General features: G+C 41.0%; 25 protein-coding genes. 5 read left to right on the plus strand and 20 right to left on the minus strand.

Features of this window, described 5'->3' with window-relative positions; all coding sequences use genetic code 11:
• Nucleotides 1-36 precede the first annotated feature (36 nt).
• Both FO442_RS04485 and trpS read right to left on the minus strand, forming a co-directional pair.
• A complete protein-coding gene (locus FO442_RS04485; RefSeq protein WP_144331957.1) occupies nt 37-1,755 on the minus strand; it encodes an ABC transporter substrate-binding protein in 1,719 nt (572 codons plus the stop codon).
• A 231-nt stretch (nt 1,756-1,986) separates the two neighbouring features.
• Nucleotides 1,987-2,955: a tryptophan--tRNA ligase gene (trpS, locus tag FO442_RS04490; protein ID WP_144331958.1), complete on the minus strand. Its 969-nt coding sequence runs from the start codon at nt 2,953-2,955 to the stop codon at nt 1,987-1,989.
• A gap of 122 nt (nt 2,956-3,077) precedes the next feature.
• Here trpS and FO442_RS04495 point away from each other — a divergent pair, with 122 nt between their 5' ends.
• Both FO442_RS04495 and gatC read left to right on the plus strand, forming a co-directional pair.
• Nucleotides 3,078-3,836 carry a lysophospholipid acyltransferase family protein gene (locus tag FO442_RS04495; protein WP_144331959.1) on the plus strand — a complete coding sequence of 253 codons (759 nt, stop codon included), beginning with the start codon at nt 3,078-3,080 and terminating at the stop codon, nt 3,834-3,836.
• A gap of 27 nt (nt 3,837-3,863) precedes the next feature.
• Nucleotides 3,864-4,157, plus strand: a complete 294-nt coding sequence (gatC, locus tag FO442_RS04500; protein ID WP_144331960.1) for an Asp-tRNA(Asn)/Glu-tRNA(Gln) amidotransferase subunit GatC — start codon at nt 3,864-3,866, stop codon at nt 4,155-4,157.
• A 71-nt stretch (nt 4,158-4,228) separates the two neighbouring features.
• Here gatC and FO442_RS04505 read toward each other — a convergent pair whose 3' ends face one another.
• The 16 genes from FO442_RS04505 to FO442_RS04580 all read right to left on the minus strand — a co-directional run bounded on the left by FO442_RS04505 (nt 4,229) and on the right by FO442_RS04580 (nt 20,333).
• The gene (locus FO442_RS04505) at nt 4,229-4,513 is read right to left on the minus strand and encodes a cytochrome c3 family protein (RefSeq protein ID WP_144331961.1); all 285 of its coding nucleotides are present in this window, start codon (nt 4,511-4,513) and stop codon (nt 4,229-4,231) included.
• A 143-nt stretch (nt 4,514-4,656) separates the two neighbouring features.
• The gene (locus FO442_RS04510) at nt 4,657-5,361 is read right to left on the minus strand and encodes a hypothetical protein (RefSeq protein ID WP_144331962.1); all 705 of its coding nucleotides are present in this window, start codon (nt 5,359-5,361) and stop codon (nt 4,657-4,659) included.
• 72 nt (nt 5,362-5,433) lie between these two features.
• The gene (locus FO442_RS04515) at nt 5,434-6,144 is read right to left on the minus strand and encodes a hypothetical protein (protein ID WP_144331963.1); all 711 of its coding nucleotides are present in this window, start codon (nt 6,142-6,144) and stop codon (nt 5,434-5,436) included.
• Between the two features lie 66 nt (nt 6,145-6,210).
• Nucleotides 6,211-6,918, minus strand: coding sequence for a hypothetical protein (locus tag FO442_RS04520; protein WP_144331964.1), 708 nt, complete (start codon nt 6,916-6,918; stop codon nt 6,211-6,213).
• A 69-nt stretch (nt 6,919-6,987) separates the two neighbouring features.
• Nucleotides 6,988-7,695 (minus strand): hypothetical protein, encoded by a 708-nt coding sequence (locus FO442_RS04525; RefSeq protein WP_144331965.1) that lies wholly within the window; start codon nt 7,693-7,695, stop codon nt 6,988-6,990.
• Nucleotides 7,696-7,763: 68 nt separating this feature from the next.
• Nucleotides 7,764-8,483: a hypothetical protein gene (locus FO442_RS04530; RefSeq protein WP_144331966.1), complete on the minus strand. Its 720-nt coding sequence runs from the start codon at nt 8,481-8,483 to the stop codon at nt 7,764-7,766.
• A complete protein-coding gene (locus FO442_RS04535; protein ID WP_144331967.1) occupies nt 8,450-11,332 on the minus strand; it encodes a T9SS type A sorting domain-containing protein in 2,883 nt (960 codons plus the stop codon). The genes FO442_RS04530 and FO442_RS04535 overlap by 34 nt, the downstream gene beginning before the upstream one ends.
• 3 nt (nt 11,333-11,335) lie before the next feature.
• On the minus strand, nt 11,336-12,271 hold the full coding sequence (locus FO442_RS04540) for a hypothetical protein (protein ID WP_144331968.1): 936 nt from the start codon (nt 12,269-12,271) through the stop codon (nt 11,336-11,338).
• A gap of 172 nt (nt 12,272-12,443) precedes the next feature.
• Nucleotides 12,444-13,637: a phosphoglycerate kinase gene (locus tag FO442_RS04545; protein WP_144331969.1), complete on the minus strand. Its 1,194-nt coding sequence runs from the start codon at nt 13,635-13,637 to the stop codon at nt 12,444-12,446.
• Nucleotides 13,638-13,697: 60 nt separating this feature from the next.
• Nucleotides 13,698-14,513 (minus strand): UbiA prenyltransferase family protein, encoded by an 816-nt coding sequence (locus tag FO442_RS04550; protein WP_144331970.1) that lies wholly within the window; start codon nt 14,511-14,513, stop codon nt 13,698-13,700.
• 1 nt (nt 14,514) lies between these two features.
• Entirely contained in the window at nt 14,515-15,531 is a 1,017-nt protein-coding gene (locus FO442_RS04555; RefSeq protein WP_186279896.1) for a glycosyltransferase family 9 protein, read from the minus strand.
• Nucleotides 15,518-16,273: a glycosyltransferase family 2 protein gene (locus FO442_RS04560; protein WP_144331972.1), complete on the minus strand. Its 756-nt coding sequence runs from the start codon at nt 16,271-16,273 to the stop codon at nt 15,518-15,520. The genes FO442_RS04555 and FO442_RS04560 overlap by 14 nt, the downstream gene beginning before the upstream one ends.
• Before the next feature lie 6 nt (nt 16,274-16,279).
• Entirely contained in the window at nt 16,280-17,941 is a 1,662-nt protein-coding gene (locus FO442_RS04565; protein ID WP_144331973.1) for a lytic transglycosylase domain-containing protein, read from the minus strand.
• A complete protein-coding gene (gatA, locus tag FO442_RS04570) occupies nt 17,895-19,301 on the minus strand; it encodes an Asp-tRNA(Asn)/Glu-tRNA(Gln) amidotransferase subunit GatA (RefSeq protein ID WP_144331974.1) in 1,407 nt (468 codons plus the stop codon). Before gatA ends, FO442_RS04565 begins: the two co-directional genes overlap by 47 nt.
• A gap of 21 nt (nt 19,302-19,322) precedes the next feature.
• Nucleotides 19,323-19,499 carry a twin-arginine translocase TatA/TatE family subunit gene (gene tatA / locus FO442_RS04575; protein WP_144331975.1) on the minus strand — a complete coding sequence of 59 codons (177 nt, stop codon included), beginning with the start codon at nt 19,497-19,499 and terminating at the stop codon, nt 19,323-19,325.
• Between the two features lie 189 nt (nt 19,500-19,688).
• On the minus strand, nt 19,689-20,333 hold the full coding sequence (locus FO442_RS04580) for a hypothetical protein (RefSeq protein WP_144331976.1): 645 nt from the start codon (nt 20,331-20,333) through the stop codon (nt 19,689-19,691).
• Nucleotides 20,334-20,358: 25 nt separating this feature from the next.
• Here FO442_RS04580 and recJ point away from each other — a divergent pair, with 25 nt between their 5' ends.
• Nucleotides 20,359-22,083 carry a single-stranded-DNA-specific exonuclease RecJ gene (gene recJ / locus FO442_RS04585; RefSeq protein ID WP_144331977.1) on the plus strand — a complete coding sequence of 575 codons (1,725 nt, stop codon included), beginning with the start codon at nt 20,359-20,361 and terminating at the stop codon, nt 22,081-22,083.
• A 61-nt stretch (nt 22,084-22,144) separates the two neighbouring features.
• Here the strand turns inward: recJ and FO442_RS04590 are convergent, their stop codons facing one another.
• Together FO442_RS04590 and FO442_RS04595 are read right to left on the minus strand one after the other, a co-directional pair.
• Nucleotides 22,145-22,906 carry a hypothetical protein gene (locus FO442_RS04590; protein ID WP_144331978.1) on the minus strand — a complete coding sequence of 254 codons (762 nt, stop codon included), beginning with the start codon at nt 22,904-22,906 and terminating at the stop codon, nt 22,145-22,147.
• 98 nt (nt 22,907-23,004) lie between these two features.
• Entirely contained in the window at nt 23,005-24,549 is a 1,545-nt protein-coding gene (locus FO442_RS04595; RefSeq protein ID WP_144331979.1) for an acyl-CoA carboxylase subunit beta, read from the minus strand.
• A 577-nt stretch (nt 24,550-25,126) separates the two neighbouring features.
• On the opposite strand from FO442_RS04595, the gene FO442_RS04600 reads away from it, so the two are divergent.
• Nucleotides 25,127-25,885, plus strand: coding sequence for a zinc metalloprotease (locus FO442_RS04600; RefSeq protein WP_144331980.1), 759 nt, complete (start codon nt 25,127-25,129; stop codon nt 25,883-25,885).
• Nucleotides 25,886-25,987: 102 nt separating this feature from the next.
• Nucleotides 25,988-26,449: a hypothetical protein gene (locus tag FO442_RS04605; protein WP_144331981.1), complete on the plus strand. Its 462-nt coding sequence runs from the start codon at nt 25,988-25,990 to the stop codon at nt 26,447-26,449.
• Nucleotides 26,450-26,600 lie beyond the last annotated feature (151 nt).

The following is a 26,600-nucleotide window of genomic DNA, read 5'->3' on the forward strand; positions in this document are numbered from 1 at the left end:
CTTTAACTTTTTGCAAGCTGAGAGTTAGTTAAAAATTTATTCCGAACCCTTTGGTTCTTTTATAAATATATTAGAAAAATCTAAATTCTCCAACGAATTTGTCTTAAAATTTCGAACGCGGGAGTTGATCATCGTGATAAAGTCATCATTTACAAGAGGAACTACCACCGCATCATCCACGATTTGCTGGTCGCATTCAACCATAATGTCCGTTCGTTTCTTTTCATCCTGTTCTTTGTTCAAGCGAACATACAACTCATCGAATCGGCTGTTTCTATACTTGAACGGATTCATGAATTCTGAATCAAGGTTCGCATATTTTCCGTAGAAAATACTTAAAAAGCTTTCCCCGTCGGGATAATCGGCAATCCATCCCGAAACCCATAAGCTGGCCTTACCGGATTTTACGTATTCATTTCGTTTCTCGAAATCAACCAGCTCAACGGAAATAGAGAGTCCTAAATGCTCTTTCAATTGTTTGGCGATTCCTTTTGCCAACAGGTGATTTGTAGCATCCTTGTTCCCGCTCACATAAATGACCATTGCTGGAAAGCCCTTTCCATCCGGGTAACCTGCCTGCGCAAGTAATGCGTTTGCTTTCGAGACATTAAAATCCGGGCCTTTTACGCGGTTTGCAGGAAAAAATTCGGTGTTTGGAATAAACCCGTTTAAAACCGGATAACCTTCTCCCTGTAAGGTCTGATTTACTAAACCTATCCGGTCGATTGCGTGATTGATTGCTTTTCTAACGCGAACATCTTTGAAAACAGGATTGCGCTCGGACATTCCCAGGAACGTAACGGAGAACGATTGTTTTGAATCCACTTTGTGTTTCACCGTCTTTCCTTCCTGTGCTTCCTGGAGGGAACCTAAAATGTTGTCTACTTCGTCTGATGGAATCTCCAGTACCAGGTCAATTTTCCGTTCTCTGAAAGCAATGAGCTCACTGCGTTTATTCTTGGTATAGCTCAGTTCGATAGCCGCTAAAAACGGAAGTTGGTTTCCAAATTGATCTTTTGCCCAGTAATTCGGGTTTCGCTTCAATTTCAATCCTTTGTCCGAAAACTCTTCCAGCATGAAAGGGCCAGTTCCCACGGGATGTTTTTTGAGCTCATCCCGGTAGAAATCATATGCTTCTTTCGGAAAGATTCCGAAACCGGTATATGTCAGTAATTTATCGAAACCGGCAAATGCTTCCACCAGGTTGATTTGAACTTTGTATCTGTCCAGTACTTTAATCCCTGAAACACCACCGGGTTTGAATTGTGTTTTAGTAGCTTTATTAAACTCAGATGCACCGACCACGCGGTCATTCAGCATGAAGCTGATCTCGTTGATTTTTAAACCGCTGCAGGACATGTCGAGTGTGAATTTCACATCCTCCGCCGTGAGTTCTCTTCCTTCTCCGTCGAGGCATTCATCGGGGTGAAAATAGATCCCTTTCCGAATATTCAGGGTATAGGATTTTCCATCTGCAGAAACAGAAAAACTTTCTGCAACGGATGGGATCACTTTCGATCCGGAGGCGTCCAAACGCAGGATCGGATCAAAAAGCTGGGAAGTAATTCGCTGCGTGTAAAGGGTTGTCGCCTGAAGCGGAATCAGGGCCTCGATTTTCTCCGAAGACATAAAGCGGAACGTTCCGCCATATTTTGCACCTCCTATTGCTTTCAGGTCTTCAACATTCACAGAATCATCCGAGCAGCCGATGAGCCCTACAGCAAGTGTGGAAATAAGAACGAACTGTTTAAACATAGTAAGTGCGTTGCAGTGTTGTTTTTACAAAAATAACATTTAAAATAAATGTTAGGCGTCCGGAAGAAATACACACTGTATTATTTAGTCCGTACTTCTCTTAAAAGGCAAAAGCCCCATAAGAGGAGCTTCAGCATGTTGGTTTAATAAGAGTAGTTTATGTTGGTGTAACATAAGTTGATTCAAATATAGCATTTTTTGATTAAACGGTATCGTTTGATCAAAAAAATTTTAGTATCCGACTTTTGTCCGAACCCGTTTTAAGGTTTCCTGTGCAATCATTCGCGCTTTGGAAGCCCCAATTTCTAAGGCTTTATCAATCTGAGACTTATCTTCCATCAATGCATTGTATTTTTCTCTTTCTGTTGAAAATTTATTCAATATTAGTTCCAAAAGTGAATTTTTTGCATGTCCATAACCATAATTGCCTCCTAAATAGTTTGCTCGCATCGTTTCGATCTCGGAAGGAGAAGCCAGTAATTCGTATAAACGGAAAATATGACAGGTATCCGGATCTTTTGGTTCTTCCAGACCTTTACTATCCGTAACGATCGACATCACTTGTTTTTTCAGCTGTTTCTCGGGTAGGAAAATATTGATCGTGTTATTTCTTGATTTACTCATTTTCTCACCGTCCGTTCCGGGAACGATTTGGGTTGCTTCATTAATCTTTGCGTCAGGAAGAACAAAAGTTTCACCCAGCTTCAAATTAAATTTAGTCGCAACATCACGCGTGATTTCCAAATGTTGGGATTGATCCTTTCCAACAGGTACCAATTCAGCATCATAAAGGAGAATATCTGCGGCCATCAGAATTGGATAAGAAAATAATCCGGCATTCACATCCGACAGGTAATCTGCTTTGTCTTTAAAGCTTGTTGCAAGAGTCAAACGTTGATATGGATAAAAGCACAGCAAATGCCACATGAGTTCAGTTACCTCTGCCACATCACTTTGTCTGTAGAATGTAGTAAGCTCTGGGTCCAGACCACATGCTAACCAAACAGCAGCAGTGGAATACGTGTTTTCGCGCATCAGCTCTGCATCTTTGATCTGTGTCAGTGTATGCAGGTTGGCGATGAAAAGAAAGGAATCGTTCCGCTGATCCTTTGCCATCTCAATTGCAGGTAAGATTGCACCGAGTAAATTCCCCAAATGCGGGGTTCCCGTGCTTTGTATACCTGTAAGAACTCGTGCCATTTAAAATTGTTTTTTGCGAATTTAGGGGTTTCTTTCAGCTAAAAGGAAGGAATTGGATAGAAATTCCAAGAATGAATGTTTTTTTGTAACTGAATTTTGACCGGAAGCGTTATTTTTGAGAGGTGAAGCAGTTCCTGGGAGTCTTAAGTTTATGTTATAAGTGTTACGTTGGGCTGATCTTCGTCACAACCTTGTTGTTATTTTACCCCTTTATCTTTCTGACACTGTCCCGCCATGCCTGGAAAAAGTGGAGTTTTCCGATCAATGTGGTTTGGAGTTTCACCGTTCGCCTTTGTTGCGGAATTTGGGTTCATCGCCTGAGAAGAGTCAGGTTGCCGAAGGGTCCGTACCTGATTGTTTCCAATCACACCTCGTACTTCGATATTTTTATCATGTATTCGATTTTACCGACCCATCGGTTTCTGTTCATGGGAAAGAGTGAAATACTCGGATATCCCCTGATGAAGACCTTCTTCAAGCGGCTGAATATTCCTGTTTACCGCAACGACCGGATAAAAGCTGCGAAATCGTTTATCCAGGCGAAAAATGCCGTAAAAGAAGGCTGGTCGATCGTCATTTTTCCGGAAGGAGGGATTCCCGACTGCAATTTGCCTGAAATGGTCGAATTTAAATCCGGTGCTTTCAAATTATCCAAACATGCACAAATCCCGATTGTACCGATTACGTTTTTGGATCATTATCACATGTTTTCCGATCCGGACCAGGTGCTGGGATATGCACACCCCGGAATATCCCGGATTTATATGCACGACATCATTTCTGTGGAGCAACAAAATGAACTGAGCGAATCCGAGTTGTCGGACCTTGTTTTCAAAATTTTAGCGGAACCGTTGAGAGAAAGAGGGTTGATGAAGAATTGATTCATTCAAATTTTGTAATTTTGCCCCATGGAAAAGATTTCAGAAGAAACAATAGATCACATTGCACATTTATCCCGTCTTCGTTTTGAAGGAGATGATAAAGTAGCTATCCGACAGGATTTGGATAAAATCATTGGATTTATGGGGAAATTGTCTGAAATCCCTACGGATGATGTGGAACCGTTGATCTTCATGAGTGATGAACTGAATGTGCTTCGCGATGATGAGCCGGAAGTAACCATTACACAGGCAGAAGCATTGAAAAATGCACCGAAGAAGGATTCCGATTATTTCCGTATTCCGAAGGTGTTGGATAAGTAATACGAATTGAGAATGGATAATTGATCAATTGAAAAGATTGGGAACTTTCTTAATCCTTACACTTCTTTATTTCAACTGCTATTTTCCACTCTCTGAGCGGGATTTCCTTTCACTTCTTTGTGGCATTTCATGCAAATATCTGCTGAAGAAATTCCGGTGTTTTTTTCATCAAACGCTGCATTGTGACAAAACTTACAGTCAATCCCGTTCTTTCCTGCATGGATGTCGTGCGGAAATTCAATGGGTTTGTCGGGTTCGTATCCTTCTTCTACGGGAGCTTTGCCATTCGTGCACTGAGTTGTTGCCAATCCAATTAGTACAAAAAATAAGAGATATAGGAACGCTGATGGCTTCATTAAGCGAATTTAATCAAAAGCTCATAGGAAATGATATATATGAAAAATCCCCGATCTGATGAGTGAACCAGTATGTTTTTTATCCGGTTTTTACAAAAGTGTGTAAAACATCTCAAAAGTGAGTTGTGATTTTCCGTACTTGATTAATATTCCAGGAAAACCTCGTTCATTACTCCAGGTTGCAGAAAAAAAGTATCGATGTATGTGGTCAATTGATTGTTCCGAGTCACTTCGATTTGGTAGATTTGATGACCAGATAAAACAGTATTATTCGTATAATTGATAGGTGATCCACAACCATTAAAGTAATTGCTATAAGGAACATACTGTAATTGTTGATTAGGTTCTTCTTCTAGATGATATACTTTATACCTCATTTTATCATTTGAATCAAAGCAATTTACATTTTCAATTTTGAATTGCATTCCACAAAGTGGCAAAGCCCGAATTTCGAAATCAGGCTGATCATCTCGCATTAAGGGTACATAATTCGGAGCCTTGATTAGGGAATAACTTCCGGAATAATTGGCAAACTGCAACCCCGAATAATCAAAAGTAATGTCGTAATGATACTTCATATTCTTCTTTGGAGCGAAGGAAACAGTGGCATTCCCGTAGGTATCGGTCATTCCTTCCACTACAAAATCAGTGTATTCAACATCTCCGAAAGAAGAAGGACCGGTCTTCGATTTATACTCTTTGATGGTATATTTCACTCCGGAAATGGGCTCACCACTATAGGGAATGTGAGCTTTGATCTTGAACTCAATGGGATTATCCTTATCCAGTTTTTTGCAGGCTGAAAATACAAGCAAGCTGAATGGCAGCAAAAAGAATAGTAGTTTCATAGCAATTAATTTTTTTCAAAAATGAGCATATTTTCTCATTTTTGTGTTGCAATTTTCCGTACTTGATTACTATTACCAATACATATTAATATAATCTGTTCCACCTGGTGAAACAAAGAAAGTATCTATTCCGGTAGTCAAAATCCCTCCTCGAGTTGCTTCCCATTTAAAAACATATCTTCCAGCTAGTCTTTGTAGATAATTTCCTGTTATGTCAACACACCCGTTTAAAGTTGGTCCTTCTTGCCAAGGATCACCATTATTAAAACTATAATTCGGTAATTCATCCAAATTATATTGTTTGTATTTAAATGTATCATTTGCATCAAAACAAGATAAGTTTTTGAAGTTCCATTGCACTTGCATTAATGGTAGAGCTCTAATTTCAAAATCCTTCTGATCTTTTCTTGAAAGAGGAAAGTAAGTTGGTGGTCTAATCAACGAATAGCTCTCGGAATAATTTGCAAACTGCATTTGTGAATAGTCAAATGTGATATCATACCGATAGTTCATATTTTTTTTTGGAGGGAAAGAGATCACAGCTTCGCCATTTGCATTGGTATATCCTTCCAGTTTAAAATCGGTGTACTCTATGTCACTTAGAATCAATTCCTTCTTTGAACGATACTCCCGAATCGTGTATTTCACCCCGGAGATGGGTTCGTCGTTATAAGGAATATGAGCCTTAATCTTAAACTCAATCGGATTTTTCTTATCCAGTTTTTTGCAGGCTGATACAGAAATAACCAGGCAGAAATGAAATAATGTAAATAGTAGTCTCATAACAATTGATTTTCACAAAAGTGAGCAATTGATTTGAAAAAGTTGTTGCGATTTTCCGTACTTGATTTAATACTCCAGAAAAACCTCGTTCATAATACCGGGTTGCAGGAAGAAAGTATCAATGTATGTAGTTACTTGTCCATTTCGAGTCACCTCGATTTGGTATAATTTTCTTCCTGATAACATATCATTGTTTGTTGTATTCTCTAAATTTATTGCACAGCCTGTAAAGTCATTACTCCAATCGAGCATATATTGGAACGATTGATTTGGAAACTCATCCATATTAAATGTTTTAAATCGCATTTTATCGTTGGCATCAAAACAATTCTCATTTTCTATTTTAAAGTGGATACTACAATGAGGTAAAGCCCTGATTTCAAAATCCTGCTGGTCATTTCTGGATAAGGGAACATAGGTTGGAACCCTTATTAATGAATAGCTCCCGGAATAACTGGCAAACTGCAAATTTGAATAATCAAAGGTAATATCATACCGATAATTCATATTTTTCTTTGGGGGGAAAGATATCACAGCTTCACCACTTGCATTGGTATATCCTTCCAGTTTAAAATCGGTGTACTCTATGTCACTTAGAATCAATTCCTTCTTTGAACGATACTCCCGAATCGTGTATTTCACCCCGGAGATGGGTTCGTCGTTATAAGGAATATGAGCTTTGATCTTGAACTCAATGGGATTATCCTTATCCAGTTTTTTGCAGGCTGAAAATACAAGCAAGCTGAATGGCAGCAAAAAGAATAGTAGTTTCATAGCAATTAATTTTTTTCAAAAATGAGCATATTTTCTCATTTTTGTGTTGCAATTTTCCGTACTTGATTCTCAATATTCAATAAAGACTTCGTTCATTACTCCGGGTTGCAGAAAAAAAGTATCGATGTATGTGGTCACTTGATTGTTCCGAGTTACTTCTATTTGGTACAATTGTCGACCAGAAAGCACATTATCATTAGTAACTTCACCAAACAAACCGCAACCATTAAAATCGTTGCTCCATACAGTTATATATTGAAATGCTTGATGTGGAAATTCATCAATGTTAAACATCTTAAATCTCATTTTATCATTGTTATCGAAACAATTTACGTTTTCTATTTTAAAATGTGCGCTACAAATTGGTAATGCTCTAATCTCAAAATCCTTCTGATCTTTTCTTGAAAGAGGAAAGTAAGTTGGTGGTCTAATCAACGAATAGCTCCCGGAATAATTTGCAAACTGCATTTGTGAATAGTCAAATGTGATATCATACCGATAGTTCATATTTTTCTTTGGAGGGAAAGAAATCATTGATTCGCCATTTGCATTGGTATATCCTTCCAGTTTAAAATCGGTGTACTCTATGTCACTTAGGATCAATTCCTTCTTTGAACGGTACTCCCGAATGGTGTATTTTACTCCGGATATAGGTTCATCGTTATAAGGAATATGTGCCTTAATCTTAAACTCAATCGGATTTTTCTTATCCAGTTTTTTGCAGGAGAAGACGGAAAGAAGCGTAAACCCATAAAACAATAGAATAAGTAGTTTCATACGAGTTGTTTTTACAAAAGTGTGTAAAATATCTCAAAAGTGAGTTGTGATTTTCCGTACTTGTTTTCTTAATATTCAATAAAGACTTCGTTCATTACTCCGGGTTGCAGAAAAAAAGTATCGATGTATGTGGTCACTTGATTGTTCCGAGTGACTTCGATTTGGTAGATTTGATGACCAGATAAAACAGTATTATTCGTATAATTGATAGGTGATCCACAACCATTAAAGTAATTGCTATAAGGAACATACTGTAATTGTTGATTAGGTTCTTCTTCTAGATGATATACTTTATACCTCATTTTATCATTTGAATCAAAGCAATTTACATTTTCAATTTTGAATTGCATTCCACAAAGTGGCAAAGCCCGAATTTCGAAATCAGGCTGATCATCTCGCATTAAGGGTACATAATTCGGAGCCTTGATTAGGGAATAACTTCCGGAATAATTGGCAAACTGCAACCCCGAATAATCAAAAGTAATGTCGTAATGATACTTCATATTCTTCTTTGGAGCGAAGGAAACAGTGGCATTCCCGTAGGTATCGGTCATTCCTTCCACTACAAAATCAGTGTATTCAACATCTCCGAAAGAAGAAGGACCGGTCTTCGATTTATACTCTTTGATGGTATATTTCACTCCGGAAATAGCCTCACCACTATAGGGAATGTGAGCTTTGATCTTGAACTCAATGGGGTTGTTCTTATCCAGTTTTTTGCAGGAGAAGATGGAAAGAAGCATCCCCAGTATGATTACTGCTCTACCACTAAATTTTTCGTAACGCATACTCCGTTTTTTGTTAGTTTCACTAAATAAAAGCCCGTTTTTAAGTCATGGATCACTGTTTCCTCGAAAGATACAACCTTTTTAAAGAGTTCTTTGCCTGAAAGGTCGAGGATTTGAACTGAGACCCTTTCATTGTCATTGCGCTCGCCCCAACGAATGGAGAAAGCCTGTTTGGAAGGATTCGGAAAAATGGTTACGGATTCTCCGTGATTCGTTCTTGCTTGCAGGTACCCATCAGCTTCCATCGTTTCTGTTTCGGAAGAAGTATTGGAGTTTTGATTGGAAAGTGCTTTTTCGCAAGTAATGTCCCCTATATGGGCATGGAAGTCTGATCCGCTTTTGATGTGGACACCCGGTGTGAAATGAATTTCAGTTACCGCTTGTGCATCCACGATGGCATTGGGTTCCACTACGAAGTCCACAAAGTCTGTTTTCTGCGTCACATGATTTCCTAACAAGATCGTGTTTCCAGCCTCGTAATCTACGCGGTACGAGTAGTTCGGCCGGGCATAGAACCCGATGCGCAGATTCTGCAGGAAAATAAAGTCCGGTTCGGCTTCTTCTACTACAAAATTTTTCTGAATCCCTTTGATGGGGGAATCCATTCCGGCATAGGCATTCGGGTCTTTCCGGTTTCCGGTCAGGTGCTCTGTATTTTCATCCCAGCAAAACAAGGCATCGAACACGGTATAATCGTAATGGTTTCCGGGATAACCCAAATGGGGGTAGCCATAATAATTGGACGCATTGATAGGGTTTCCTGTAATTGCTGCGGACTCATTTTGATATAATAAATTTCGCACTTTAAAATTATAAGTGGGGTAACCATTATTCAAACTACTACTCAAATCTTTCACATCATGGGTGAGCACGGTAGGCGTAAAGGAGAATAAATAATTTTGTTCAATATCCGGTGCTCCTGTTAGCTCCGATTGCAATTGATTATTGATTTCAATGATTGGATTTTGTTCAATAAAAATAATTCCTCCGGGGGCATTGTCCAGCACGAGCGGATCTTTTGTCTTGGCTTCGTACCCCACTTTCCACGGTTTGAAAAGCTGTTTGTATTCGTAGTAAAATACCCGGTGTGTGCCATGTTTTAGGAAGGTGGCTTCAAACCGGCGGTTTACCCAGCCCATCAACGAACCATTTTGTTTAAAGAAGATAGCTCCTGTTTGGCTCGGATAAGGAGGATGATTACTTGAATAGTTGGAAAAATCGTAACTCGGAGTAGAAGAACCGTTGGAGATAGAAATCATCCGCTGAAAGGAGGGATACCCCAATCTTGCTCCGTTTTTAGAATGGTTGTAGGTGGTATGTAAATTGAGGTAAGTTGTTCTTAAATTATCCGCCCCCTGTCCGGGAGAAGTGCCGGAACCCGTTTTTGTATGGAAATAATGCAGTAATTCTCTGGATAATGGTGCATTTAAGATGTAATGAAGGGCATAGGTTTTAGCGTCTAATGGGTTAACACCTCCAAAAATTCCAGGAAGAATGATCACATTATTGTATTCGTATTCCCATAGATATTTTACGGCATGTTGCATTCCCAATGGAACATTCGCCCCGCCGTGTTCTCCGTCATTGGAAATGTACAACTTGGTATGTGGATGCGGGCCATTAGCATTCAAATGTTCGTATTCCATTTTCTGCAATGCCAACCTTGTAGCCAAAGAACCTGCACTGAATCCCATAATGATATTTTCCTGGTAGGAATCGTTTTGGAACTTCACGTTATTTACATGGTTGATCAATTTTTCCAATAATTCTGCATTCTTGTCAATATACGCATTTGGTGGAAAGAACTGGCAAACAATCACATCGAATCCTTCATCGTGGAGATTTTCAAACAACCCTGCCTGGTTGAATTGGTTAATCAAAGCATTCAAAGAGGTTGGCCAATTTTGATTGTTATTAATCAGGCTTTGGTCTGTATGTGGTCCCCAACCGGAAACGACGATAAAAGGCTTTCGAATTTTCTTGTCTCCGCACGCATAATAAACGGAATACTTCAAATCTGGCGAGTAGATTGAAGAAGAAGTGTAATTGTCAGGATAAATTGTCGAATATCCATCGAAATTTTGATGGACAGTTGATTTTAAACTTGATCTGGTGTTCATTTCCATGTCCTGATTTACTTGAACAACAGCCTGGTCGGAAAAATGGATCATGAAGGTAATCTTTTGCTTTCCTCTTAACCAATCGCTTAAGTCCACATGCGAGTTGAAATACAAGACCTTGGTTTGATTTCCGCTGGTGATTTCTACAAAATCAATGGTGCGGTTGGTGTTGGAAAATACGGTTTGATCATTCAATTCCAGGATCACGTTGTTGTATGCGAATGAATCCAAAAAGGCAGCAGCGTAGATCACATTGTCTTCCATGAGGTCATTCGAAAGGATTTTCCGATAGGGATCTGGTCCAGCACTGTTCCGGAATTCTTCTGAAACAGAAGGTCGCAAGGAATTGATTGTTAAATCCACCACATAGAACGGAATATGCAGCTCTCCATACTCGTCCAGGGAATAGAAATGATCGAATACCGGGAAAAGTACCGAATCCCGGTGGAAAGTGTGCGACATGTCCCACCAGTTCATCAGAGAGAATAAACTAATGATTCCTTTTCCGGTGCATTGAATAGGAACGTCTTTATAGGTCAGGTAATTGAAGACTGAGTCTTCCAGTTCAAGGGTCGCATTCCGGAAGTATGGATTGGAAAAATTGCTGAAGTTGGTATTTGAGTACGCATATTCCATCATCTCCCGCGGATTCTTGAATACCAGCGTGTCCATCTGCCCAAGCCCATGTAAACTTACGAGCAGGAGCATTCCTGTTATGAATTTTCTCATGGTTTACGGTTTTACTTGTTCCTGTAATTCGTTGATTAATTCCTGTTGCTGCTGTAATAGTTGTTTCTGAGTCTCCAATTGTTCTTTCAGCTGAAGCATGTATAAAGTCAATTCTTCTACTTTTTCCATCAGCATTACGTTGCTTTTGGCCACGTTGATTCCCTGTTCTTCCATTTCACAGGCACTCGGAACGTTTGGTAAATGGTTGTTCTTCTGGACAAATGCCTGCAATTCGCTCAAAGGCATCAAGGGATAATTTGAATCAAATACGTAATCCGGCCAGGCATCCAGGTTGACTTTTATTTCCCTGGCATAAAGCAGACCATTGTTGTCCAGTTCCAGCAATTTAAATGGAGTTGGACTTCCCTGAATATTTTTGTCTATGATCAAAGGATGTGTGTTTTTATCCAATGCAGTAGTAATATGCAGTTTGGAATCCGGGTCATTCTGGCCGATGCCCACCCTGACATCCGGAACGCAATGATGACTCGTGTACAATTTCCCGGGTCCGTTCAACCAAACTGGCGAAGCCGGAGTGGTATTTCCTCCATTCTCATCTTTACATGGAATGAATTCCGAATCCGAATAGACCAAGCTTTTCAATGCACCTCCACTTTTGACGGTTCCGTTCCTGTCAATTAAAAGTATCCCATCTTCCTCCAGGGTGCTGTCGCTGAGTAATTTCAGGGTCAGGTCACCACCAAGGGTGGTTTGTCCGTCTACAGTCAGATCGCCGCCTACATGAGCTCCCCGGTCCACGACCATGGAATCTTTTACCATTAGGGTCGAATCAATCCGGGCTGAGCCTCTGACTGTCAGTTTCTGATCAGGATTCATTTCTCCGATTCCTACGTTTCCGGAAGCGGGAAGGGTGTTGGTTTGAGAAAAGGAAAAAGGAATTGTTCCTGTAAACAGGAGGATAAATAATGGTGTTTTCATAGTGATGTTTTAAGTGATGTGGTGAATCTAAAAAATATAACGTTGAAAATCAACCGTATAAATACTGAAAATAATGGTTGAGATAAAAAATGTGGTTTTCCGCAATCAGGCAATCCATAAAAAAATCCCCGATCTGCTCAACAAACCGGGGAATCTCTTTTTATGGTTTTGCTTAAGACCGAATCGCCTTGATTCCCGGCAATTCAATTCCTTCCAAATACTCCAGCATCGCTCCGCCACCGGTAGAAACGTAGCTCACTTTATCTGCCAATCGGAATTGGTTGATTGCAGCAACCGAATCACCGCCACCGATCAATGAAAATGCACCTTTCTCGGTAGCACGAACAATTGCGTGCGCAACTTCCGCAGTTCCTTTTTGGAAATTACTCATCTCAAAAACACCCATCGGGCCGTTCCAAAGGATTAACTTGGAATTTTCGATGATCTCGGCACAGGCTTTAATGGATTCCGGGCCGACATCGAGTCCCATCCATCCTGCAGGAATTTGCCCGATCGGAACCAATTGCGTGCTCGCATTGTTGTCGAATTTGTCCGCAACGATCGTATCCGTAGGAACGTATAAGTTCACTCCTTTTGCTTTCGCTTTTTCCAAAATTTCGTTTGCTGTAGCGAGGAAATCATCTTCAACCAGTGAGCTTCCTACTGATCCGCCCTGTGCTTTCACAAACGTATATGCCATTCCACCACCCACAATCAGGTTGTCTACTTTTTCCAGTAAACGCTCAATAATCGTGATTTTAGAAGAAACTTTTGCTCCCCCAACGATTGCTGTCAGCGGTTTGTCATCACTATTCAAAACGCGGTCAACGCTTTTCATTTCCGCTTCCAACAGGAAACCGAACATTTTGTCATTCGGGAAGAATTTCGCGACCACCGTAGTGGAAGCATGTGCGCGGTGTGCTGTTCCAAAGGCGTCATTCACATAACAATCTCCGTGTTTTGCCAGGTCCGCGGCAAAAGATTCCGTACCGGCGGTTTCCTGTTTGTAAAAACGTACGTTTTCCAATAGCAAGACTTCTCCGGGTTTCAAGTTTGAGCTCATTTCAAACGCACTGGAACCAATGCAATCGGAAGCAAACTTGATGCTTTTCCCCAGCAATTCTTCAATTCGGTGTTTGATGTGTCGCAAAGAGAATTTGTCTTCCGGTCCTTCCTTCGGTCTTCCTAAGTGGGACATTAATACGACACTTCCGCCTTTTTCCAAAATGTGCTTGATAGTGGGCAGCGCCGCACGAATTCGCGTATCATCGGTTACTTCCAGCGTTTCTTTGTTCAAAGGAACATTAAAATCTACGCGTACCAATGCACGCTTGTTTTGAAAATCGTAAGTTGCTATTGTTGCCATTAACGGAATCTTAATTTGGGGGCAAAGTTAGGGTAAAGATTGGAAAGAGCAAATCGAAATTCACGCCAGCAAAAACCACAATCCCATCAAACCAAGCGGGAGTTCCCACATAAATTCCTGGCGTAGCTGGTAACCAACCAGGAAAGGGATTAAATGCCCGATTGCTCCGCAAAAGATCGTGAAAGGAAGCAGCCAATGAAATCCCAATAGATTTGTTTGCAATGCAAGTGCTAGGAGCAGGAGTCCAAACCCGATGTATTTTGCTTTTTCTGCACCGACCAACTGGGGAATGGTTGACAAGTGTTTGGGGTCATGCGTCAAATCCCGGCTGTCAAAAGGGATAATTTGCGCAAATACGGAAATGAATAGCAGCACGGGAACTTCCCAATTGATGGAATCCAACCGTCGGTCGGAAGCAAGAGGAATGAGGACGATGAGCACCCAGCTCAGTGAGATCAGGATGTTTTTTGCAAATGGAAGGTTCCGGATTCCGTTCCCGATGATGGGAATCGGAAGTGCATAAAGGGCAACGATTACCGCGTTCAGGCCAATCAGGATGATTACTTCTTTAGTGAGCGGCATGAAAAACAGGCATCCCAGGCAAACAATAAAGTTGATTGCGAACCAAATAATCTGGAAGGAATACGTGTTTTGCATCCAGAGCAACCGGCGGTTGGAACGCACAGTGTGTTTCAATTGACGTAGGCGAAACAGGCGGTGAAGCTGGTACGCACTGACTGTTCCTGTAAAACTCCAAAGTGCAAACAATTCCAGGTGTCCCAATCGAAAATAGCTCCCGACCCCATATACCAAACTAGTTACACATAGAGCAACCCAGCTGTTTGTATAGATCAATATGCTGAGTACCGGACGCATATCAGTTTAAGATTTCATGCAAAACGGTGTCAACTGGAATCTCGGAAATGCAATCACAGGCTTTTTTTGCCTTGCATTTCTCACAGTTGGCATCAAAAACAATTACGGTGGAATGATCACCGAGTGGTTTCCATCTTCCCGGGTGAATGGGAATGCGTGTGGAAAATAAACCAATGGTTTTCACATGGAGAAATCCGGCGATATGAAGCGGTCCTGTACTACATGCAACAAGTGCAGAAGCGTTTTTGATCAGCCAGATCAATTGATCGATACTCAGTTGACCAGTTGAATCATGGCATCTAATATCTTCCGGTAACAACTGACGAAATTGCTTCCCCTCGGATTCTGTTCCGGTAAATACAACCTCGTATCCGTTTACGATCAATTTAGAGGCAAGTTCAATATATTTCTCGATCGGCCATTCGCGGGCACTTCCCTGTGATTTGGGATGAAGAATGACAAATTTTTTATCCAAAAGTGCCTGGAATTCCTCCGATAGATTTTGTGCTTCAATGGAGAACAAGTAAGTAAGTTTACTAACTTGCTCAAAGGTTGGTATCTCTTTCAGTCCGAAAGGACGCAACAACTCAAAGTTTAGTTGCGATTCATGAAGCGGCGATTTTTTTCGCGTAAAATTGGGTCTTATGTTACACGTATTCAAATGAAACAAGCGGTGAGAAGTTCCGATTCGGGTTGGGACTTTTGCTTTTTTGAATAGCTTGGCCAGTTCCTTTTTCGGGAATACGTGAACAACGGCATCGATTCCCAGGCTTTCAATAGCATCTGCCTGTTCGTGCTTGGGTAAAGTGAAGAGGTCATCCACTTTTACGATATCATCGATTGCCGAGTAGTATTTTACAATGGGTGCGGTGTAATTTTTACAGAAAAAGGTAATGCGGCAAGTAGGAAACCGTTCTTTCAGCCATGCTGTAACCGGAAGAGTCAGAAGTACGTCGCCTATACTGTCTACACGACTGATTGCAATGTGTTTTCCGTTCCAATTCTTATTTTCCTTCACGATTCAGTCTCCTTAGTTCTTTGTATTTTAATATGTTGGATTGGGCACTAATTTGGGCAATTTTGAATCCTTTCCAGCCATCAAGGAATCCTAATTTAATAAAATACATCGCAACAAAACGACCCAAAGCGCTAATTGCGGGTTTCAATGGTCCCACTTTTTTTCCTTTCGCGTGAAATTTCTTTGCGGTCAGCAAGGAATATTTGTCTGCTCTTGCCCGGTGATCTTCGTAAGAATAATAGGAGTAATGTTCCAGTACACCGTTGAAAATTTTCATATCGGAAGGTGGATGAATCAATTCTTCATGCACGTATTCACCGGACCAATAGGATCCTTCTTTTGGAAATAAACGGGGTTTGATATCCGGATACCAGCCACTGTGACGGATCCATTTTCCCATGTAATTGGTCATGCGATTGACAGAATAGGTCCCGGAAAATCCTTTTTCTTTCTCTGTTTTGATTTCCTCGTACAATGCCTCACTTAATGCTTCATCCGCATCGAGTGAAAGGATGTAGTCCGAAGAAACAAGACTGTTCAGGTAATTTTTACTTGCAGCATACCCTTCCCATGCTCTCTGTTCGAAGCGAACAGGGTAATTCCCGCAAATTTTACGCGTTTGGTCGGTAGAAAATGCATCGAGGACAATGATCTCATCTGCCAGGTCGCGGAGGGATTTCAGACAACGCCCGATGTTGCGCTCTTCGTTTAAGGTGATGATGACAACTGCAAGCGAACTCATACGAAGTTATTTTACACGTAAACGCTGGCCTACCCGAATGCGGCTTGGTGATACTCCCGGATTCAGACGGGACAACTGGTTCATCGTTAATCCGTGTCGTGAAGCAATTTTGGAAAAAGTGTCCCCACTGCGGACAGAATAATATTTCTTGGTTATCACAGGGGTTGGAACCGGCGTTGGCTCAGGTTTATTCTTGGCGTTTTGGATGCTGTCCGATACAGCTTCCAGATATTCCTCATTTTCTACAGTGATACTGATCTTGGTTTGAATTTTCAGCAATTGGTTTACTGCAATTCGTGCGGTAGTCAGATCGTTCCAATCCATCAGTTCCTGAATGGCAACACTGTACTGAGCAGCAATACTTCCGAGACTTTCTCCGGATTTTACCTTGTGATAAGTATAATTGATTGTTGTGATCACTTTTGTTTTCGGAATGTCAATTTTATTGTTTACCGGATTGGAGACAACCAGTTGGTCGTTTTGTGGATCAACAGCAACGTCTGTGGGCAGGGTATTTTTATAACCTCCCAAACCATAAATACGCTGTTCCAGGGCGTAAAGCGAATCTTCCAAGCTAACCAGTAAACCGATCTTTTGCAAAGGTCCGGTTACGCATTGTTTGGGAAGAGTCGGCGGAATGTATGCTGTTTTATATACGGGATTCAAACTCTGAATGTCCTCAACAGACCAGGAAACCAGTTTTTCAATGGTTTGCATGTGGATTCCCCGGTTCAGGCAAAGTGTGTCCAATTGGTAAAAATGTGTTTTTGGTTCAGCGGGAAGCAGGTTGTGTTCCGCATGATAAGTCATGAGATAAGTCGCTGCTATAAAGTTGGGAACGTATCCCTGTGTTTCACGAGGTAAAAACGGTCTTACTTCCCAATAAGTTCTTTTTCCTCCTGAACGGCGAATGGCTTTGTTTACATTTCCCGGACCGGCATTATACGCCGCCAAAGCCAGATTCCAATCGCCATAGATGTCGTATAATTTCTTCAGATAGCGACAAGCCGCATCGGTAGCTTTCACCGGGTCCATGCGCTCATCCATATAGGAATTTTCTTTTAAACCGTATTGTTTTCCGGTGGCATACATGAATTGCCACAAACCAAGCGCTCCGGCTCTGGATTTTACCTGAGGTCTCAAACCGCTTTCGATCACAGAAAGGTATTTCAGTTCAAGTGGCAGTCCGTATTCTGCCAGTTTTTCTTCGTACAGGTCAAAATACAAACGACCGCGTCCCAATGCAACCCGGACAAAATTCCGCCGGTTTTGTGCAAAAAATTTAATGGTCGTAAGTGAAACGTTGTTGCAATCGAATCCAAAAGAGGAAATTTCATTCAATTTGGCTAATCGTTTACAGTAGTCTTCATCTGAAAAAGACGGGATAGTCCCTGCTTCGTAATCCAATGCATCGACAATGGAGTCGTAATCCAATCCTTTTGCAAAATCATCATAATACAGATTGAGACTTTGATCTACTATTCGGATAAATACTTCCCCGGTTACAGTATCCTTAACAGGTGGTTTGGTTCTGCGCTGAGCCTGTAAAGCAGGGGAATTCAGCAACATTGTAAAAAGCAAAAGAAGTATTGTTCCGAATCGTTTCATAGGCAAAATGGGATTAATGTTGTATAATTTGGTCAGCCAATGAGAAAATAATTTCTTCATTGAAATCGTCCGCCATAATCTGTAAACTCATTGGCAGGCCGTTGCTGTGCGTTCCCCTGGGAATAGCAATCGCCGGATTTCCGGTTAGGTTCGCATGAACGGTGAAAATATCTTGTAAATACATCTGTATCGGGTCATTGATCGATCCGAATTCAAATGCGGTAGAAGGAGTTGTCGGCAAAATCATCAGGTCAAACTGACTGAAAATTTCCTTGGTTTTGTTTTTCAAAACACGCCGTACCTTCATTCCTTTAGTATAATACGCGTCGTAATATCCATGTGACAACACAAAGGTTCCTGCCATGATGCGTCTTTTAACCTCAACCCCGAAACCTTCGGAGCGGGAAAGTGTATAGGTTTGTTCCACTCCTTTAGCTTGTGGAGATTGATACCCGTAATGAACACCATCAAACCGGGAAAGATTCGAAGACGCTTCAGCAGTTGTTAATACGTAATAGGTCGGGACCAAATAGTCCAGGTAAGGAAAGCTCACTCCTTCAACGGTATGCCCCAAAGCACGCAAATCCGAAATGGTTTTTTCCATCATGGTACGAACTTCCGTGTCGATATTTTCGTTTTCGAGCGCTTCCTTCAAATAGGCAATTTTCTTTTTCCCGATAGCAGGAATATCTGTAGAAAAACCAAGCGGTTTGGAAGAACTGGTTGCATCCATCGGATCCTTACCTGCGATAACTTCCATAACCATAACCGTATCTTCCAGGTTATTTGCAAAAGGACCGATTTGATCAAAAGAAGACGCATAGGCAATCAAACCGTAGCGACTGACTCTCCCATATGTTGGTTTAAAACCGAATGTTCCGGTAAAAGAAGCCGGTTGCCTGATCGATCCTCCGGTATCCGAACCCAATGCCACGGTGCACATACCTGCAGAAACAGAAACTGCAGATCCTCCTGATGATCCTCCTGGAACATGAGTCGGTCTGAGATTGTTTTTTACCGGTCCGTAAGCAGAAGTCTCATTGGAACTTCCCATTGCAAATTCGTCACAATTCAGGCGGCCGATAATAATCGCATCTTCTGCCAAGAGCCTTTCAACTACGGTAGCGGAGTAAAGAGATTCAAAACCTCCGAGGATTTTGGAACCTGCACTCACAGCATGACCTTTGTAGCAGATATTATCTTTTAAACCGATAACCATTCCTGCCAATCTACCTGCTTTTCCGGAGCTTCGTTTCTGATCCACCAATCGAGCCTGATCCAGTGCACTTTCGGTAAATACTTCCAAAAAGGCATTCAGATCTTTATTCTTTTCAATTTGCTCTAAGTAGGAATGCACGATACTCTCCACAGTTTTCCCTGCGGAGAGTGCAACTTTAACTTCCGAAAATGTTTTATACATGTAGAATGGATTGTCTTAAATCTATTTTTTCTCTTCCGTAGCGGATGGAGCAGAAGAACCTTCTTCGCCTTTGCTAGCGTCTTTAAATTCTTTGATCCCTTTTCCAAGACCCTTCATTAATTCAGGAATTTTTTTACCACCGAATAATAAAAGAACTACAGCAAGGATTAAAATAATTTCTGTTGCACCTAATTTCATATCTTCTAATTTGTTGCAAAATTAAGGAAATATAAGATACAATGAGTGTTAAAAATATGCATGGAAGCGATTTTGATTCAAAAAATGCCCCCTTTTTTATTATCAGCAGTGTGATTACCGACGGGCCTAAAACATGCACTTGGGATTATGAGCATTCCACAAGTATCCTTTCCAAAGCCTTTCAAAATGTTATTCCTTTAAATAGACGAGTTTTTTGCCTGTAAACAAAGATGCTTCCAGGTGTTCCCATTGTTCGAAAGTCGGAGCGAGGATCGCTACTTCCGAGCCGTAACGGGTAATCGTGTTCACCTGTAAAATGGATTGGAACAGGGGTTGATAATTCAGTTCGCTGTGAACGATGGTCATCTTCCCTCCTTCGAACGTGAGGATACTGGGCTCAAAGTAAGAGCCTTCGTGGAAATTGATCACGTATTTATTCGAATTGATCTTGACCAGGGTGTTCAAGGAACCTTCACCTGCAATCATTAGCTTGGATTCGATGCCGTAATAATAGTTTTCACCTTCCAACACACATGGAACGGAATCATTGACTTTAATCCCGAATAGATAATCCCCTTTTACCTGTAATTTGGAAGATTCCCTTACCTGTTCGCGGCTGATACTCGCAATGGCAAGCGTAACGATTGAAATCCCTTTTTCATCAATCACATAAGTCACTTGCGAATCGCTACTTTTGTATTTTCCAAAATGAATTTTATCTGTGGTAAGTTGTGAAGTGCTTCCAAAAGGAAGCGGATCAGAGAACTGAACGGTTTTTTGAGAAAAACTAAAAAATTGCAGGGAAAGGCTAAAAACAAGAAGAACTTTTTTCATAACTTATATTAGAAAACGGAAATTTATGCAAAAACACTGGTTTATCAAACAAACACCAAGCCCCGACAAAATCCAAGCCGCAGTTGACGACCTGAAAGTGAGCCCGATCATGGCAGCTTTACTTACTCAAAGAGAGCTTACAACGCTCCCGCAAATACGTTCATTTTTCACGCCTGAATTGAGTGATCTGCATGACCCTTTTCTAATGTTACATATGTTGGAAGCCGTTGAAAGGTTACAGTTAGCCGTTGAAACAGATCAGCGAATCATGATTTTCGGAGACTATGACGTAGATGGTACGACTTCTGTAGCGTTGGTTTACAGTGTTTTGAAGGAATATACTTCCGTAGAATTTTACATTCCGGACCGGTATGAAGAAGGTTACGGGTTGTCTTACAAAGGAATCGATACCGCCTTGGAAAAAGGCTGTGGCCTGCTGATCGCGCTGGATTGCGGGATTAAAGAGGTGGAAAAAGTAAAGTACGCAAAGGAAAAAGGACTGGAGATTATTATTTGCGATCACCATACGCCGGGAATTGTTATTCCGGATTGTATTGTGTTGGACCCGAAACAAAAAGACTGCGAATACCCTTTCAAGGAATTGTGCGGTTGTGGCGTCGGATTTAAGCTGCTTCAGGCATGGTTTTCGAAAACGGGGAAACCTGTTTCGGACCTTTTTGAATACCTGGATTTGGTTGCGATTGCGATTGGTGCAGATATTGTTTCGGTAACGGGGGAAAACAGGATATTGTGTAAACACGGCATCCAGCGCCTGAATGAAAACCCGCGTGCGGGAATTTTGGCGCTCGTAGAACAGGCCCAGCGTTCATTTCCGCTCGATTTGTCAAACGTGGTCTTTACCATTGCTCCGCGGATCAACGCAGCCGGTCGCCTGAAAAGTGGATCCAGGGCAGTTGAATTATTACTTGCAAAATCCAAATCGGAAGCCAGGCATATTGCGATGGAAATCGATGAGTACAATTCGGAAAGACGGATTCTGGATGCACAAACAACCCTGGAAGCACTCGAAATAATAGCGCAGGATGAACTTTTTATCAATCGGAAATCAACCGTGGTGTTCCAATCGGGTTGGCACAAAGGTGTTGTTGGGATCGTGGCATCTCGTTTAATAGAGCATCATTACAGGCCGACAATCGTTTTGACCGAAAATAAGGGTGAAGCAACCGGTTCCGCACGTTCGGTTTCCGGTTTTAATGTGTATGAAGCAATTACAGCTTGTGAACATTTACTGACACAATACGGCGGACACCAGCACGCTGCAGGATTGTCCCTGCCCCTGGAAAATGTTGCTGTTTTCAGAGAACATTTCGATGCTTACGTACAAGAGCATATCCAGGCATTGGATGAAATGGAAGAATTGGTAATCGATCTGGAAATTACCGCTTCGGATTTATTTCTTGCAGGGGAATCGGTGCTTCAGGTTCCGAGAATTTACCGGATGTTGGAACAAATGGAGCCTTTTGGACCTGGAAATAACAAACCTGTTTTCTGCATTCGAAACGCTTATGCAAGCAAACAACGGGTTTTGAAAGAAGCACATCTGAAGTTCGATTTGGTGGATCCGGTTTCCGGAATTGAACTTGCTGCGATTGGTTTCAATATGGCTGATAAGGCAGACCTGATCGCCTCAGGCTGTGCATTCGATTGTGCATTCACCTTGGAGACAAATACCTGGCAAAACCGGACAACTTTGCAGATACAGGTAAGAGATATCCGGGAAACGATTTAATTGAAAATGGACAATGGTAAAAATTGAAAAGATCGGATTCAACATTCTTCCTATCTAATTCTCAAAACGATTGAATAATTTCTATTTTGAATGTATCTGTTGGTGATCTGAAAAGAATTTCATTGGAAAAGGCTTTTTTCTCAAGGTAATTGGATTCGAAAAGCAAGCCCTGATATTCCATGATAGCCCTTTCCCTTATTGGTAAGAGGAATTCTTTTGAAGCATTGGGTTTTACTTTCATCGTTGAATAATGACTGGTGAAATAGTTGAAAAAGGGTTTGGGTGTATATTCAATTTTTGCTGACATTGGTTTGATTTCTTTTGCTATCAATTCATTCAACAGTGACTTGTCTGATTGGAATTGTATTGATTTGGTAACTATAACAGCTATTGAACAAAGAATCAATCCATGATTTAAAATGGAAAGTGTTGTCAGTCCATAGAATGAATATTGCTTATAATAATCTTTTAGGAAATAATATAGATAGTTTATTACAGTCAAGCTTTGAAAGATGTATGGTACCCATAAATGTATAACCAGATCAGTTTTATATGAATGAAGTAAACCTGAATGAAATTCATCAATAATAAAATAAGAATAGAGAGGATGAAGAATTACCATCAGAACGGAAAAGAAGTCATTCCAATCATCCCTTTTTTTAACAAAAACAGCAAATGGGATTAAAATTATAAGTAGGGGTACGGAAATCAGAGCTATGGAATTTATCCAATTCTCATCAGAACGAATACCAATGAGAAAATTCCAATAAGTCAGTAAGACTAAAAGAAGAATTTGAACAACGAGACTTTTATGTAACTGCATAGCATTAAAAAGGCTGAAAGATGAATTCCAGCCTTAAGGTAAAATATATTCTGACACAGAAATTATGTCTTTTCAATTCTCAATTGTATAATTTTCAATTACAATGGAATGTTTCCGTGTTTTTTCTTCGGCAATGTTTCGGATTTTTTCTCCAATGATTTGAAAGCTGCTATCAAAGTTGCCCGCGTTTCTTCCGGTAAGATAACTGCATCTACGAAACCTCTTTCGGCTGCACGGTAAGGATTGGCGAACATATCCGCGTATTCCGCTTCTTTTTCTTTCCATTTTGCCTCCTTGTCTTCAGCTGCTGCAATCTCTGATTTGAAAATGATTTCCGCAGCACCTTTTGCTCCCATGACTGCAATTTCTGCAGTCGGCCAGGCATAATTCAAATCCGCACCGATGTTTTTCGAGTTCATTACGTCGAATGCACCACCGTAAGCCTTGCGTGTAATCACCGTAATTCTCGGAACAGTCGCTTCGGAGAATGCATACAATAATTTGGCTCCGTGTGTAATGATTCCTCTCCATTCCTGGTCTGTTCCGGGCAAAAATCCAGGTACGTCTTCCAACACCAATAGCGGAATGTTGAATGAGTCGCAAAAACGTACAAAACGTGCACCTTTTCGGGATGAATCAATATCCAGTACACCGGCCATTGAAGCAGGTTGGTTTGCAATTACCCCGACGGATCTTCCGTCCAGGCGTGCAAATCCAACTACAATATTAGGGGCAAAATCTGCCTGTACTTCCCGGAATGTATCGTCGTCGATCAAGCAGTCAACAATTTCACGGATATCATAAGGCAAATTTGCGTTGTCAGGAACGATGTTCTGAATGCGGCTTAATTTTTCTTTCGCGAATGGGGCTGTTTCGAACTGCGGCGCCAACTCCATGGCATTTTGAGGCATGTAGGTCAATAACTCACGCACTTTTCGCAAACACTCTACATCGTTTGCCGCTGTGAAATGAGTGACTCCGGATTTCTCGGCATGCGCCTTTGCTCCGCCTAAATCTTCTGAACTAACTTCTTCGTGAGTTACGGTTTTTACTACGTTTGGTCCGGTTACGAACATATACGAAGTGTCTTCCACCATGAAAACGAAATCCGTCAAAGCCGGAGAATAAACGGCTCCACCTGCACAAGGTCCCATGATCACCGAAATTTGAGGAATAGCTCCGGAAGCACGGGTATTGCGGTAGAAAATATCTGCATAACCGGCCAGCGAAACCACCCCTTCCTGGATGCGTGCACCGCCGGAATCATTTAATCCAATAACAGGAGCACCATTCTTCATGGCCAAATCCAATACTTTACAGATTTTCTGAGCGTGTGTTTCGGAAAGAGAACCACCCAAAACCGTAAAATCCTGGGAAAACACGTATACAACTCTTCCATGGATGGTACCGAAACCGGTAATTACCCCGTCACCCGCACTTTTTGTTTTCTCCAGTCCGAATGAAGTAGCGCGATGCTCCACAAACATTCCGATTTCCTGGAATGAACCCTCATCCATCAATAAAGTAACTCGTTCTCGTGCACTTAGTTTCCCTTGTGCATGTTGTTTGTCAATACGCGCTTGTCCTCCACCTAATTGGGCGGCATCGCGTTTTTGAATCAATTCAGCATTCTTTTCTTTCATGAAAAAAGGTTTGTGGGCACCAAAGATACACTTTCAGCTTAAAAATCAAGTTTCCGTAGTTAAAACGAGTCGTTTTTTAAATACTTTTAAAATCGGATCATTTATCCAATGGTTCTAATCTTCAAAACCTTCAAATGAAAGGGATTCTAACGGTATCTATTGATATTTTCATCTGTGTACTACTTAATTATTGGGGGTTTTTAATCCTGATTACTGCAGCAGGTAATACTCCGTCCGCCGGTTTCGCGCAAATTTTCTGGATTTTTAATACTCTTTTGCTACTGGGATACTTACTGGTCAGTTATTCTGTCCCGACCTTCGTTTTGAGCGTTTTCCATTTTGTGTTTTTGGCGGGATGTGTCTTTTACTTCATGGAAACGATCCTCTTCGTTCCAATTCTAATGGAAATCTTCGTTTTTATACTATTCATTCTTCTTGCAAAACAAAAGGAAAAGGCGAATAAACTAAAACCGATAGTTTTTGTGGTGTTGTTTATTTGGCTAGTGATTGCACGGTCACTCGTTTGATTCCTTTTTATTCTTTTCAAAAATTGGTATATTTCTGAAAATACTTCGCTATGCGTGTTCTAAAGCTTGCTTTTTTGCTGTTTTTACTATTCGCACCTTATTCGTGTAAAAAAGACAGCGACAGACGGATCAATAAGTTTCATCGACAGGAGGTGGGTAAATCTGCTCATGACATCCTTTCAGATAAGGATTACAGATCGATTACTATTGAAATTATGTATATGACGGGTTTCAAACCGACGGATCAGGCAATTAATAACCTGAAGGAATTAATTGCAGGTGTTTGCAATAAACCGGATGGAATCAAAATGGTGTTGAAAGAGATCCCTGCACAGGGGAAAAGTACTTATTCCATCAGTGATGTAAAAATAATTGAAGATCAGAACAGGAAAGAATTTACCTATAAGAAAGATCTCGCAACCTGTTTCATCTTTTTGGATGGTGCATCCGGTGAAGATCAAGGTTCAAGTATGGTTCTGGGTCAGGCTTATTTCAATACTTCGATGGTGATCTATGAGAAATCCCTGAAAGATCATTCGGGCGGACTAGGGGAGCCTGAATTGTATAAATTGGAATCAACAGTTATCAACCATGAGTTCGGACATATTTTGGGCCTGGTGAACTTAGGTTCTGCCATGTATAATTCTCATCAGGACACAGCTCACGGCGCTCATTGTGATAATTCGGATTGTCTGATGTATTGGGAAGTTGAGACGGGAAGCATTTTCGATAATTTGATCGGTAGTGTGCCTATTCCGACTTTTGATCAGAATTGCCTGAAGGATTTACTGGAAAATGGCGGAAAATAATTTTTGTTTTTTTAAAGGTTTTTTCTCTAACAATTGTTGTAATTTGTCTTACCTGCTCTCAATTTACCTGATTGGATCGTGTTTTACCAATTGGATATTAATATGAAAAAAGGCGGCAAGCTCCTTACAATTATTCTGATTCCTGCTCTTTTGATACAGTCCTGTATTGTTTCAGCGCCCAAGTATGCCCATGTGGAACAAGTCATGCAGCTAAAAACGGGCATGAGTATGGACACTGTGAACCGGCGATTGGGAGTAGAGCCATATGACATTGATAAGTACGATTCAACAGGATATCGCTCCTTTGTTTACAAATACCGTACAACTGATCGTAAAACAATCCCTTTTATGCTCAGAGAGACAAACGGTAAAAAAAAGATTGGGAAGTACATGGACCTGGTTGCTTATTATGATCCGGCCAATATTGCTTACCGCTTCGAATCCAGAGCAACTGATTCCAAAGTGGATCAGAAAAAATTCAATCTAAATGTCGTTGTAACGATCGTGACCGTAGTGGTGCCGTCATTACTGGTTTATTTGGGGATCCAAAAAACGACCAAGTGATGAACTTACCAGGCGTTTAGATGACTTTCGTCACTTTCTGGGGTTAAAAAAGATGATTTTTGTCCTGTTTACCAGACCCGTTTTTTAGGAAAGTCCCTTTTTACAAGAGTTTCGGGTTGTTTATATCCATTCTAAATTAATTGTCTGACAG

It is taken from the genome of Fluviicola chungangensis (genome assembly GCF_007558725.1).
In the GTDB taxonomy this organism is placed as follows: domain Bacteria; phylum Bacteroidota; class Bacteroidia; order Flavobacteriales_D; family Crocinitomicaceae; genus Fluviicola; species Fluviicola chungangensis.